Below are 13,032 nucleotides of genomic sequence, written 5' to 3' on the forward strand. Positions count from 1 at the left end.
CGGCTCGCCCGCTTACCGCGCTCCGGCCATGAAGCGATGAATCTGCGCCACCACGCCGGCGCCTTCGCCCACCGCCGACGCGACACGCTTGGTGGAACCTGAGCGCACGTCGCCGATCGCAAAGACACCCTCGACGCTCGTCTGAAACGGCAGCGGTCGCGCGCGTGTCTCGGCGATATCAATGTCCGTCAACACGAATCCTTTGTCGTCGAGCGAGACGCCGCAGGTCTTGAGCCAACGGGTATTCGGCTCAGCGCCGACGAAGACGAACAGATGACGTGCGGACATGGTGCCTTCCATGCCACCCGCGCCGTGATAGCGTACGCGCTCGAGATGGGCATCCCCTTCCAGCGCCGTGAGTTCGGTGCGCGTGTGGAGCGTCACGTTCGACAACGACGTGACACGCTCGATCAGATAGTGCGACATGCTGTGTTCGAGGCTGACGCCGCGAATGAACATATGCACGTGTTCGACCTGCGATGCCAGAAACACCGCCGCTTGCCCCGCCGAGTTACCTCCGCCAACCAGCAGCACCGGCTCCTTGCCGCATAGCCTCGTCTCGATCGGCGTCGCCCAGTAGTAGACGCCGCAGCGCTCGAAGCGCGCGAGGTCCGCGATGGCTGGTCGGCGATATTCTGCGCCGCTGGCGATCACTACCGTTCGCGCCGTGACGCGCCGGCTATCGGCAAGCTCCACGACGAGCGGTTGTCGATCGCAAAACAGGGCCTGGACCTCGCACGGAATGCCGATATGCGCGCCGAACTTCTGAGCCTGGATAAATGCGCGGCCCGCCAGCGCTTGACCTGTGATACCGGTGGGGAAGCCCAGATAATTCTCGATACGTGCACTCGTACCGGCCTGGCCCCCCGGCGCGCGACAGTCGAGCGCCGCCACTGACAATCCTTCGGACGCCGCATAAACGGCCGCAGCTAGTCCCGCCGGTCCGGCGCCGACAATCGCCACATCGTAGAGGTGGGTGGGATCGAATTCCGGAATCAGTCCAAGGCAGGAAGCGAGTTGTCCTTCGTTGGGGTTTCGCAGGACCGTGCCATTCGGACAAAAAACCAGCGGGAAGTCTTCGGGTTGCGGCGTCAGGCGTTCGAGCTGCGCAATGGCCTCGGCGTCGTGCCGCGCGTCGAGCACGATATTTGGAAACGAGTTACTGCGCAGGAAATTCTGCAATGCGAGCAGGCGCGGATGTCCGGAGTCGCCGACAAGAACTGCGCCGTGTCCACGTTCGATCACGAGGGTGCGCCGCAGGATCAGCGCGCGCATGATCTTCTCGCCGATGTCGGCTTCGCTGACCATCATGGCGCTTAGCTGGTCGGGCCGCATCAGCAGCGCTTCGACGTCGTCGATCACATGGGCGTCGACCACCGCGGGTTTCTTCGAGAGTTGCGTGACGTCGGAGGTAAATTCCCCGCGTCGCCGATAGGTGTGGACGGTCCGCACATGCCCCATGCCGTCCCGGCCATCAATGCGAACCTTGCCGGACAGCAGAACGAATACGCCCGGCGAGAACTTTCCCGCCTGATAGAGCAATTCACCGCGAGCGTAGTGGGACACGCTGCCAAAGCGCCGGAGCCGGTCGATTTCCGCTTCCGTGAGGACGGGAAACATGTCCAGGTAACGCGGATGATCGAGCACGCTCGGGTCTTCGATGATCGCCGGGTCGTCGAGGCGGCGCGCATTTTCTGCGGGCTGCCCGTCAGGCTTGTCGTCAGGCTGACCGCCGCCCGGCGTTGACTGATTGCTCATGACGCTTGCTCCTCGGCTTCAAGGCGGGGGCGACTGCGGCGTGATCCAGCTTACGCCGCCGCGTCAATGAAGACCGTCCTGTCTGGCGTAGGTCGATTCCCATCCGCCGCCGAGTGCCTTGCATAGTGTGATCAGATTGGCGGCCGCGTTGGCCTGACTCTGCTCAAGGTCACTCTGCGCGTCGAGCAACTGTTTCTGCACATTGAGCACGTTGAGGAAGTCGACCGCGCCTTCTTTATACCGCTGTTGTGCGATCGACAGTGCGTTCTGGTTCAGGCTCACGACTTTCTTCAGGCGATCGCGGCGCCGCTGCTCCGCGTCGTAGACGACGAGCGCGTCGTCCACCTCACGCCAGGCATCGAGTACGGTGTGCTGGTAGACAATGGCCGCTTCCTGTTGTTGCGCCTCACGCAAATGAAGTGTTCCTTTCAGGCGTCCGCCTTCGAAGATGGGGAGCGTGATCGAGGGTCCCACCACGTACTGGCCAGAGGCCCAGTTGGCGAGATTCGAGAGCTGAAGGCTCTGGAAACCGGCGCTGCCATTGAGCGAGATACGCGGGTAAAAATCGGCTTTTGCCATGCCGATCGACGCTGTCGCCGCGTGCAACTGCGCTTCTGCCTTCCTGATATCGGGTCTACGTTGCACAAGCTCCGAGGGGAAACCGATCGGCACCTGGGCGGGCAGAGCCGGAACCTCATGCGGCTCGGCGAGCAGTGATTGCAATTCACCCGGCTCCTTCGCGAGGAGCAGGCCAATTGCATTGATGGTGGTGTCGCAACGCGATTCCAGCGTTGGAATCAAACTTTCGATCGACTCCGCCAGCGCCGCAGCGTTATCCACGTCCAGATTCGTTACGACACCCTCATGAACCCGCTTTTCCGTGAGCGTCGTCGCGTTGCGAGCGATTTCCAGGTTCTGCCTGGCAATCCGCAACAGGATCTGCGCATCGCGCAACTGAATGTAATCTCGCGCGAGTTCGGCGCGCGCGGACAGCAGAATCGCGTTGCGATCTTCGTAAGAGGCATCGGACAACGCAGTCGCCGCCTCGACACCGCGTCGAGCCCGGCCCCAGATGTCGAGTTCCCACGATGCGTCGAAGCCGAACTGGTAGAGGTTATAAGCGGGCGAGCCACTGGGCGGCGGTGGCAATGCGGCAGCACCCAATGGCGCAGAGCCCGAAGCTGACTCTAGGGGACTTCCCGTCGGGCTGACGCCGAGCAGCCCCAGGATGCCGTTTGGGCTGGCGCGTTCGCGGTTATAGGAAGCGGCGGCGTCCAGGGTCGGGTATTCGTCCGCACCCGCGATACGTTGCTCCGCACGGCTTTGCCGCAGACGCGCCGAGGCAGCCGCCACGTCGAGGTTCGTGTCGCTCAGTTGCTGTTCCAGCGAGTCGAGCGTCGGATCGTTGAACAGCGTCCACCATTGCGGACTGAAATCGGCTTGAACGGCCTTGCTCGACGCTTGCGCAGCCTGGGTGCGGTTAAACACATCCGGCGTGCTCGACTGCGGACGTTCGAAGTTGGGGCCGACCATGCAGCCCGTCAACGCGAGGCACGCCAATACGTACAGCGTCAGCTCGCGGAATTCGCTCGCTTTCATTGCGCGTCTGCTCCTGCGACTCGCGTATCGGCCCGCTTGTCCACCGCGACCTTGGCCTCGACGGATAGCCCCACGCTCAACACGGAGGCCGCCTGTTGCCCGGGGTCGATGGTGATCTTGACCGGCACGCGCTGGACGATCTTCGTGAAGTTGCCCGTTGCGTTGTCGGGCGCGATGGGCGCGAAGCTCAAGCCTGTCGCTGGGGCGAGACTATCGATGTGACCGTTGATCACGACGCCCGGGAAGGTGTCGACCTTGATACGCACCGTCTGACCGGGGCGCATATGGGTGAGCTGGTTTTCCTGAAAGTTGGCCACGACGTAGGCTTGCGACAGCGGAACGATCGCGAGCAGCGGCTCGCCGACCGTCACGTAGGCACCGACCCGCACCGAGCGTCGTCCCACCTTGCCGTCGATAGGCGCGTGGATCTCCGTATAGGACAGGTTGAGTTTCGCCTGCTCGAGTTCGGCTTCGGAATGCGCCAACGCACCTGCTGCCTTGGCGCGTTCGGTGCGCAGAATCTCGAGATTCTGTTCGATCGTGACGAGTGCGGCGCGGTCGTGAGCCTGCTGTGCGAGTTCCTCGGCAAGCGTGCTCGAAGCATGCTGCTGCTCCTGCGTGGTTCCCGCGCCAGATACCGAGAGATTCTGATACCGCGCGGCATTTTCCCGTGCAAACTCGATGGCTGCGTCGTCCGAGCGCAGCGTGGCGCGTGCCTGATCGACCAGCGAGGGCTGCTGCGTGATTTCGGCGTCGTAGTTCGCAACCGAGGCCTTGCCTGCTTCGACGTCGGCCTGTGCACTGTCCAACGAGGCGCGGAAATCGCGGTCGTCGATACGCACCAGCAACTGCCCGGCTTTAACCTGTTGATTGTCCTCGACGAGGACCTCCGTCAGTTGACCGGGGATGCGCGGCGCGACCAGCGTGAAGTCGGCCACGACGTAGGCGTCGTTGGTGGTCTCGCTGCGTGCCTCGGCAAACAGCATCACGCAAGCCCATATAACGACGGCGAGTATGACGATGCAGCCGATCAGGCCCAACGCTTTGAGTCGAGATGACGAGTTGGATGGCATAGGTATCGTGGCTCAACGGGATGGGGGGGGGGTGGTGCTCCACGGCGGATAGATCCGCACGGGTAAAAATATATCCACGAGCAGGAGAGCGACGGCGATACCTGCCATCACCAGGTAAAGATCGGCCGACGTCAGCACGACCGCCTGCTCGTGAATCCGCTGCGCGAGTTCTCCCAGATCATGCTCTTTACCGATGCTCTGGCCGCCGGCAAACGGGTTGTTCCCCAGGCGCTCAACCAGCGGTGTATTGCCCAGGCGGTCTACCAGCATGCTCGAATGAAAGTGCTCGCGCGCGGTGCCGACGCCCTGGAGAATGGCGGTTGCCACAGCGGCCGCAAAGGTTTTGACCGTATTGAACATGGCCGAAGCGAACGGCCCTTCCGTTGGCGGCAAGCCGGTCGTGACACCCATCAGGATTCCTATGATTACCATCGGCTGGGCGAGAATCTGCAAGGATTGGAGCAAATAGAAATTCTCGCGGACCCACTCGGAGTCCATGAAGCTTCCCATCAGGAACGTCGAAATCATCAGAGAAAGGCCGACAGCCATGACCCATCGGTGATCGACCCGCCGGATATTCAGGAGTGCGGCGGTCAGAGGAAGCGAGATCAGAAGGGGAATCGCCACCAGCAGGAACAGCCGCGTGACTTGCAGCGGCCTGTAATCGTGAATATGCGCGAGAAACTGGCTCGGTATGGCGGCGACGCCTGTCAGCATGATCACTGCACCGGCCAATGTCAGAAGTCCGTGCGTGAAATTCCTGCGGCGCAGCAGCCTCAACCCGAAAAACGGCAGCGGATGAAACCACTCGTTGACCAGGAAGGCCACCAGTAACAGCGTCCCGCCGACAAACATCGTGCAGATGAAAGTGGAATTCAGCCAGTCGAGACGGTCGGCCTGCAGCAGGCCCGTAACGAGCATGGCGACCGCGGGGTATCCCAGCAGGACGCCGCGCCAGTTGAACAGGCGGAACCGTTCGAGCTTGGAAGGCTCGGTCGGAAGTCCCGTGTAGACCGCCACACAACTTAGAATACCGAGCGGGACGCATTGCCAGAATGCCATTTGCCAGCCGACGTATTCGGTCCATAACGCGGTGAGCGGCGTACTGATTGCTGGCCCGAAGGTCGCGGTCAGCGCGTAGCCCGCGAGTCCATAGAGCTTGATTTTCGGCGGCAGGTAGCGCAGCGCGACGATGATGACCATGGGCGGCAGGCATCCACCGGCGACCCCTTGCAGGACACGCAATACATAGAGGCTATTCAGATTCGGCGCCAGCGGAGAAAGAAAGCCAAGAATCATCATGGCGATGACGGCGCCCACGGTGAAGCGCTTCAACGTGAACGTGACGCCGAACCACGGCGCAAATATCATCGTGGAGACATTTGCCGCTTCGAAGAAGGCGGTGACCCAGGTGCCGTCGTCATTGCCAATCGAGAGCGCGCCGCGAATGTCTTCCAGGCCAATTTCGGTGATGTCTTCGTTCAGAATGGCCGTTAGCGAGGCCAGCAGCACGCCGCACAGACCAATCGCCAGGCGCAGCGGCAGTTCGGGTTCTTTGGCTGGCGGCTGTGCCGGCGCCTGGGCCTCAGGCGCAGCAATCTGCGCAGGCGTTTCGGCCGGCGTGGGCTCTGCCGGTCCGGCTGCGGGTGGGTTGGCTGGCGTCGTCATGGAACTCATTCTAGGAGACGTATCCGCGTTGGTGCAGTTAACAAACTCCGTGGATTAATCCATTCCATTCACAAGTATGGCCGGGCGATGCCGCCGCTATTGGCGCCGAAGTTTCAAGCTGGAAATAGTGTTTTTCCATTTGTTCAACAGACGCGCTATTTCGATCGGCACCTGGCGTGGCGCGTTGCCTGCGATTCAAACAGGGAATGAGTAGAATCGATTCGCGGACCGACTGAGGTCGATGAGTCGACAGGTCCTGCTTTGTTCACACGCTACTGACTGGAGAAGTGACAAGTGAAATTCTCGATCAAAAATGAAATCCGCCCGGACGATGTTTCAACGATTCAACATGCGATGCAGAGCGTCGATCCCGACGCGAAAGTCGATGTCGATATTGACGGGAAAACGGTGAGCGTCGATTCGTGGCTCATGCCGGAAGAGTTTTTTGTCGCTTTCGACGATGAAGAGTATGAAGTGCAGATTCTCGAAGCGTAGAAGTCGCGAGGCCAGGGCCGGTGGTGGCATGCAACCCGGCACCGGCCTCTGCGTGGGTGGGTTGTTCTAGCCCGTACATCCGTACATCCGTACATCAGTGCCTGGTTCGCCCATGAACCGGCGCGGTCTCGTGTTGTCCGCTCAATCGCTCGTTAGCTCGTTCGCTTGTTAGCTCGATAGCTAAAGCAGCCACGCTCAATAACGAATAACCGTCTTGCCGACGGAAAACCGTTCGAGCGCTTCACCAGAAATGACGTGGCCCAAATCTCATTGCGTTTGGCCTGCCACGGTGCCATCTATGCGTTCAGATTGGCGTGCCGAGTTCTATTCTGTAACTCATCAATGCGGCCCATCGAGGACAGATTCATCATGTTGATGCAAAAACTTCAAAGCTCCTTCCTGTTCGGGGGAAATGCCCCTTATGTCGAAGAGCAATACGAGTCATATCTGAGTGACCCAGATTCGGTTTCAGATGAATGGCGCGCGTATTTCGACGCGTTGCGCGAAACGCCCGCTATCGACGGAAGCGACCGCGATGACGAGCCGCACGCACCTGTTGTCTCCACCTTTGTCGAAATGACAAAGCGCCCACGCGCCACCACGATCATGCTCGACGATGGTCTTGCGCTCGCCAGAAAGCAGGTGGCGGTGCAGTCGCTGATTGCTGCGTTCCGCATGGTCGGCACGCGCAGGGCGAAACTGGATCCGTTGATGTGGACGCTGCCGAAGCCGCTGGTTGAACTGACGCCGGCGTTCTACGACTTGACGACGGCAGACCTGTCGACGCGATTCAGTACCGCCGACACGTTTCTGTTCGACGAAGACGCTCCGCTGAGCGACATCGTCGCGGCGCTCGAACAAACCTATATGGGCACGCTGGGCGCTGATTTCATGCATCTGACGGATGTTCACGAGCGGCGCTGGTGGCAGATGCGGCTTGAATCCACGCGTGCGAAACCTTCGTTCTCCGTAGCAGAGAAAAAGCGGCTTCTGGAGCGGTTGACGGCTGCCGAAGGATTGGAGAAATACCTTCATACCCGTTATGTCGGGCAAAAGCGCTTCTCGCTGGAAGGCGGAGAATCGTTGATCGTGCTGCTAGATGAGCTGGTCCGCTATGGTGCGTCGAAGAAGATCGGCACCGTGGTCATGGGCATGGCGCACCGCGGTCGTTTGAACGTCCTCGTGAACATTGCCAACAAGCCCGCGCGCGCGCTCTTCGACGAGTTCGACGGCAAGCATGCGCATCATCTTCCAGAGGATGACGTCAAATACCACAAGGGCTATACCAGCATCACGCAGACCAGCGACGGGCCGGTCGAGGTCGTGCTCGCCTTCAATCCGTCACACCTGGAAATCGTCAACCCGGTCGTGCAGGGCATGGCACGCGCCATAGGGGATGCCTCGCGCGCGGGCGACGGTCGCAGTGTGCTGCCGGTAGAAATTCATGGTGACTCGGCGATGTCCGGGCAAGGCGTCGTGATGGAGACGTTAGCGCTTTCATACACCCGCGGTCACGGTACGGGCGGAACGGTGCACGTGCTGGTCAACAATCAGGTTGGATTTACGACCTCGGACCCGCGCGATACACGCTCGTCGTTTTACGCCACGGACGTCGCGAAGATGATCGAGGCGCCGGTCTTGCACGTGAACGGCGACGACCCCGAAGCGGTTGCGATGGCAGTGCAGCTTGCGCTGGACTATCGCACGGAGTTCGGGCGCAGCGTCGTGATCGATCTGGTTTGCTTCCGCAAGTACGGGCATCAGGAACAGGACACGCCCACCATCACGCAGCCGCTCATGTATCGCGCGATTGCCGCCCACCCCGGCTCGAGAGCGGTGTACGCTCAGCGCCTGGTGAAGGAAGGGGTGTTGAGCGCCGCAGAGGTCGATGAATATGTCGCTGCCGCACGTGACGGTCTTGAGCGCGCACACAACGGCGAGCCGCTCGCGGAGCCCGTTCAGCAGGAAGAAACGCGGCCCTGGCCGCAGTTTGTCGCCGATTATTCCGGCCCGGTCACGTATGGCCCGCCGTTGCCCGCTCAGGTGCGCGCCCTGGCGCAGCAGATATCGACGATCCCGGACGGCTACGAGCTTCATCCGCTCGTCGGCAAGGTGCTGACCGCGCGGCGCGAAATGGCCGCTGGCAGCAAGCCGCTCGATTGGGGCATGGCCGAGCATCTGGCATTCGGCTCTTTGCTCGAAGCCGGAATCGACGTCCGGTTGAGCGGACAGGACAGCGGACGGGGGACCTTCAGTCACCGTCACGCGGTGTTGCACAACCAAAAGCGCAGCAGCCGGACGGATGGTGTGTACATTCCGCTCGAGCACGTCGAGCCTGTGAATCAGTCGCGAGGCCGCTTCACCGTGACGAACTCGATTCTCTCCGAGGCAGCGGTACTGGGATTCGAATACGGTTATTCGACGGTGAACCGCAACGCGCTCGTGGTGTGGGAAGCCCAGTACGGTGACTTCGCGAATGGCGCGCAGGTGGTGATCGATCAGTTCATCGCCGCAGGGGCCGTCAAGTGGGGGCAACTCAGCGGACTCACGCTGTTCTTGCCGCACGGGCAGGATGGCCAGGGGCCCGAACACGCATCGGCAAGGCTCGAACGTTACCTGCAACTGTGCGCGCAGGAGAACATGCGGGTCGTGCAGCCCACCATGCCTGCGCAAATGTTCCACCTGCTGAGGATGCAGGCGAGCGTCTTCGATCGCCGCCCGCTCGTCATCATGACGCCGAAGTCGCTGTTGCGTCATCCAGAAGCGGTCAACTCGCTCGACGACCTCTCCAAGGGCGCGTTCCGCGAAATTCTCGGCGACACTCAGGTCGAGCCGTCGCGCGAGGCAAGTGTGGAGCGCGTGATCGTCTCTTCGGGCAAGGTCTATTTCGAACTGCTCGAACATCGCCGTAAGACCGGTGCTGCCGAGGTTCCGCTCATCCGCATGGAGCAACTGTATCCGTTTCCGTCGCAGCAACTGGCGGCGGAGCTGGCGCGCTATCCCAACGTGAAGACGGTGGTGTGGGCCCAGGAAGAAGCGCGCAACCAGGGCGGGTGGAGCTTCGTCGAGCCGCAATTGCGCGAGATGCTGCCTGCGGGCACGCAACTGGCGTATGCCGGGCCGCCCGCGTCTGCCTCGACTGCGCCTGGTTACCACGCGGCGCACGTGGAGAGACAGGCGGCCGTGATGTCGTCGGCATTCGCGCAGGAATGACGCATCCGTAGTGGATGATGCCCGGGCGCCAACCCTCCGCCCGGGCATTGATCGTATGCAGATTGTTGGAACGCGGCGCGGCGAAAGTCGCGCTGCAATGGCCCAGATGCAGCGCATCTTGGCCCATAGGCAGTGCTGTTTCAGCGCACGCCTTTTCAATCACTGTCAAAATGGACAGGACGTTTCTCACGATTCTTCCAGAAGCACATCAAAAAAGTGCTAGATGAGCCGCGCTTTATACGGTGAACCCGTTAGAGCACTGGTCCATGAGCTGGTACGGAACATACGCTGTTCTCGAGTTGGAAGGGAAATCGCCCCGTATTTTTGGCCGCTGACAGTGTCACCGGCCGTTCCCATGCGAGCCAGCTATGACCGAAAACCCAAAAGCTACTGTAGAAGCCCTTCCGAATCCACCGTTTGCCGGCGAATCCATGTCGGGTGCCGACATCATCCTGCGCGTCCTCAGCGAGCAGGGCGTCGATACCGTCTTCGGCTATAGCGGCGGTGCAATCTTGCCGACCTACGACGCGGTGTTTCGCTTCAACGAAATGCACGCGGCCACACCCGAACGCCAGATCAACCTGGTGGTACCCGCAAATGAACAGACCGCCGGCTTCATGGCCGCCGGTTATGCGCGTGCAAGCGGAAAAGTGGGCGTATTCATGGTGACCTCGGGGCCTGGGGCGACCAATGCGGTGACGCCGATCGCCGACTGTAACGGCGATTCGGTTCCCGTTGTGCTCATCAGCGGACAGGTGCCGCGTGCCGCGATCGGCAGCGATGCTTTCCAGGAAGCGCCGGTGTTCAACATCATGTCGGCCTGCGCCAAACAGGTGTTTCTGGTGACCGACCCGGAAAAGTTGGAACAGACCCTGCGCACCGCATTCGAAGTCGCGCGCACCGGCCGTCCTGGCCCAGTTGTGGTGGATGTGCCGAAGGATATCCAGAACTGGATCGGCACCTACCATGGACAAGGTACGCTGGAGTTTCGCGGCTACTCCGACCGTCTTCGCAAGGTGGCCAAAGGCGCGCTTCTCGAAGAGGACAAGCGCAACGAATTCTTCGCTCTGCTGGCGCAAAGCAAGCGGCCGCTGTTGTATGTCGGCGGCGGCATCATCACCGCTGGCGCGACGGCCGAACTGCATCAGTTTGCCGAACGTTTTCGGATCCCCGTGGTGAACACGTTGATGGGTCTCGGTTCGATCTCCGTGAAACACGAGCTGGGACTGGGCATGCTGGGCATGCACGGGACGGCCTGTGCGAATTACGCGGTGGAAGACTGTGACTTCCTCATCGCGGTGGGCGCGCGTTTCGACGACCGGGTTGCCGGTGGACGTCCGCACGCATTTGCGCCGGGCGCGCGACATGTCGCGCATATCGACATCGACGAGGCGGAGATCAACAAGGTCAAGCAGGCGGACTGGACCCACGTGGGCGACGCGAAGGATGCCTTACTGTCGTTGATGAAGCATGCTTCCGCTGTGCAGGCTCCCTCTGAGTGGCTCGACCATATCAAGGAACTGAAGCAGGTCTACGGCATGAACTTCGACCGCAACAGTCCTCTGATTCAGCCGCAGTTGGTGGTCGAAAAGTTGAGCGAGATTACCGGCGGGCGCGCTATCGTCACGACCGGCGTGGGCCAGCATCAGATGTGGGCGGCGCAATTCTTCGACTTTGTCGAGCCGCGCAGCTTTCTGACCTCGGGCAGTATGGGGACGATGGGCTTCGGGCTGCCTGCGGCTATCGGCGCGCAGATCGCGCGGCCGGATGCGCTGGTGATCGACATTGACGGCGACGGCAGCATCCGCATGAACATCGGCGACCTGGAGACGGCAACCACCTATGGCGTGCCCGTCAAGGTGCTGCTGCTCAACAATGTCGGCGACGGCATGATCCGGCAGTGGCAACGTCTCTTTTACGACGGCCGCTTGATGGTGAGCGACAAGTCGCTGCATAGCAAGGATTTCGTCATGGCCGCCAAGGCTGACGGATTTAGGTTTGCGCAGCGCGTTGCCGCACTGAGCGATCTGGAGGACAAGCTGAGGGAGTTCGTGGCATTCGACGGGCCGGCTTTCCTCGAAGTCATGATCGACGAGAACGCCGACGTGTTTCCGATGGTAGGCCCAGGCCAAAGCTACTCGGGCATGATTACCGGACCTTTCATTCCGTCCCGCTCCGAGCGCGAATCCGCAGCGAAGGGTCCGGCTCGCCAGGCGGCTGCGGATATGTTCTAGCTTGGTCGAGGAGGGCTGCCTGCGGGCGGCCCAGACATTGACGGTGCCGAGCAATCGGCACTGCATCTGCCGGCGTCATTGCGATGAACCGGATTCCGGATCTCACGCTGGGCAACGAGAGTGCGCAGCGTGAGTCAATCGGAATCAGGCTAGCAGGGCTAGCCTGAGCGCCTCAATGCTGCGATGGTTTGACGTCGAAAGCAATTCGCCCTGCGGGCAGAAACGCCACGGAAATGACTGCGCCGCCCTTCACTTCCGGAAAGTGGTGGCTTGCTGGCGCCGGCGCAGTCTATCCCCCATGACACCAGCCGTTTGGACCCGCGAGTGCGGCGCCTTCATCAAGCGGTACGACCAGATTGATCTCGCCGTACGGGTGCAAGTGATAGCCGCCACGGAAACTGCCTTCGGCATTGTTCTGGGTGTTGTCCGTGCTATCCATCACCACGGCTGTGATGCCGAAGAAAAACGTTTCAGCGCTGGGCAAAGCGAGTTGTGAGCGACGATAACGCGGCCCGGCGATTTCGATTTCCGCCGCCCAGCCCTCCTTCACCGCGAGGCGGATGCGTCGCGACACATCCTTGTACAGATCGCTTTGCACGCCGTAGGTCGTGTTCAGCCATTGTTCGAATTCGGTGCCCGTGGTTCGATCCTTGATCTCTTGCAGCAACGGGATCAGTTGCGCGAACAATTCGTCTTTGGCACGGGTGAATGAGGTCTGGGACATGACAGTGAGTCCTTGTATCCGATGCCATGCCATCCGGCATGGAAAGCGTGCAGCGAGCGCGGCTCGTAATGCAGCCGCGCCGTGTTCGCTCAATTGGCGGCCATCGCCACCTTCGTTGCAACAGGTTTTGCAGTCTTCGCCTGCGCTTCCATTTCGTTCTGCTCGATGATCTTCGTGATCTCGGCATCGGCCTTGTCGCCGTACTGCGCGAACACATCGGTGTGATACGTCGTGTTGACCGCGGCGCCGAGCTGCGTGCCGGAGTCGT

7 protein-coding genes and 1 pseudogene are annotated in these 13,032 nt (G+C 61.1%); 3 read left to right on the forward strand and 5 right to left on the reverse strand.

All coding sequences use genetic code 11. The features are described 5' to 3' along the window. Positions 1 to 12: 12 nt before the first annotated feature. From P3T43_RS29845 to P3T43_RS29860, 4 genes are all read right to left on the reverse strand, one after another. Positions 13 to 1,758 carry an FAD-dependent oxidoreductase gene (locus P3T43_RS29845; protein ID WP_429284600.1) on the reverse strand — a complete coding sequence of 582 codons (1,746 nt, stop codon included), beginning with the start codon at positions 1,756 to 1,758 and terminating at the stop codon, positions 13 to 15. Positions 1,759 to 1,821: 63 nt separating this feature from the next. Continuing rightward, entirely contained in the window at positions 1,822 to 3,357 is a 1,536-nt protein-coding gene (locus P3T43_RS29850; protein WP_429284601.1) for an efflux transporter outer membrane subunit, read from the reverse strand. After that, positions 3,354 to 4,430, reverse strand: coding sequence for an HlyD family secretion protein (locus P3T43_RS29855; RefSeq protein WP_429284602.1), 1,077 nt, complete (start codon positions 4,428 to 4,430; stop codon positions 3,354 to 3,356). Before P3T43_RS29855 ends, P3T43_RS29850 begins: the two co-directional genes overlap by 4 nt. Positions 4,431 to 4,442: 12 nt before the next feature. Beyond that, positions 4,443 to 6,098: an MFS transporter gene (locus P3T43_RS29860; RefSeq protein ID WP_429284603.1), complete on the reverse strand. Its 1,656-nt coding sequence runs from the start codon at positions 6,096 to 6,098 to the stop codon at positions 4,443 to 4,445. 294 nt (positions 6,099 to 6,392) lie between these two features. Between P3T43_RS29860 and P3T43_RS29865 the strand changes: the two genes are divergently transcribed. The 3 genes from P3T43_RS29865 to ilvB all read left to right on the forward strand — a co-directional run bounded on the left by P3T43_RS29865 (position 6,393) and on the right by ilvB (position 12,040). After that, entirely contained in the window at positions 6,393 to 6,593 is a 201-nt protein-coding gene (locus tag P3T43_RS29865; RefSeq protein ID WP_429284604.1) for a copper chaperone, read from the forward strand. A gap of 369 nt (positions 6,594 to 6,962) precedes the next feature. Next, complete coding sequence (locus P3T43_RS29870; protein ID WP_429284605.1) at positions 6,963 to 9,806, forward strand: 2-oxoglutarate dehydrogenase E1 component; 2,844 nt, start codon at positions 6,963 to 6,965, stop codon at positions 9,804 to 9,806. Between the two features lie 368 nt (positions 9,807 to 10,174). Then, the gene (gene ilvB, locus P3T43_RS29875) at positions 10,175 to 12,040 is read left to right on the forward strand and encodes a biosynthetic-type acetolactate synthase large subunit (protein WP_429284606.1); all 1,866 of its coding nucleotides are present in this window, start codon (positions 10,175 to 10,177) and stop codon (positions 12,038 to 12,040) included. A gap of 172 nt (positions 12,041 to 12,212) precedes the next feature. Here ilvB and P3T43_RS29880 read toward each other — a convergent pair. After that, positions 12,213 to 12,764 (reverse strand): annotated as a pseudogene (locus tag P3T43_RS29880) (DUF4863 family protein). Between the last annotated feature and the right edge of the window lie 268 nt (positions 12,765 to 13,032).

This window comes from Paraburkholderia sp. GAS41 (assembly GCF_050436545.1).
GTDB lineage: Bacteria > Pseudomonadota > Gammaproteobacteria > Burkholderiales > Burkholderiaceae > Paraburkholderia.

Excerpts from the sequence above, each read along its gene's own strand:
- P3T43_RS29845 (WP_429284600.1), bottom strand. The coding sequence starts at position 1,758 with ATGAGCAATCAGTCAACGCCGGGCGGCGGTCAGCCTGACGACAAGCCT.
- P3T43_RS29850 (WP_429284601.1), bottom strand. The coding sequence starts at position 3,357 with ATGAAAGCGAGCGAATTCCGCGAGCTGACGCTGTACGTATTGGCGTGC.
- P3T43_RS29855 (WP_429284602.1), bottom strand. The coding sequence starts at position 4,430 with ATGCCATCCAACTCGTCATCTCGACTCAAAGCGTTGGGCCTGATCGGC.
- P3T43_RS29860 (WP_429284603.1), bottom strand. The coding sequence starts at position 6,098 with ATGACGACGCCAGCCAACCCACCCGCAGCCGGACCGGCAGAGCCCACG.
- P3T43_RS29870 (WP_429284605.1), top strand. The coding sequence starts at position 6,963 with ATGTTGATGCAAAAACTTCAAAGCTCCTTCCTGTTCGGGGGAAATGCC.
- ilvB (WP_429284606.1), top strand. The coding sequence starts at position 10,175 with ATGACCGAAAACCCAAAAGCTACTGTAGAAGCCCTTCCGAATCCACCG.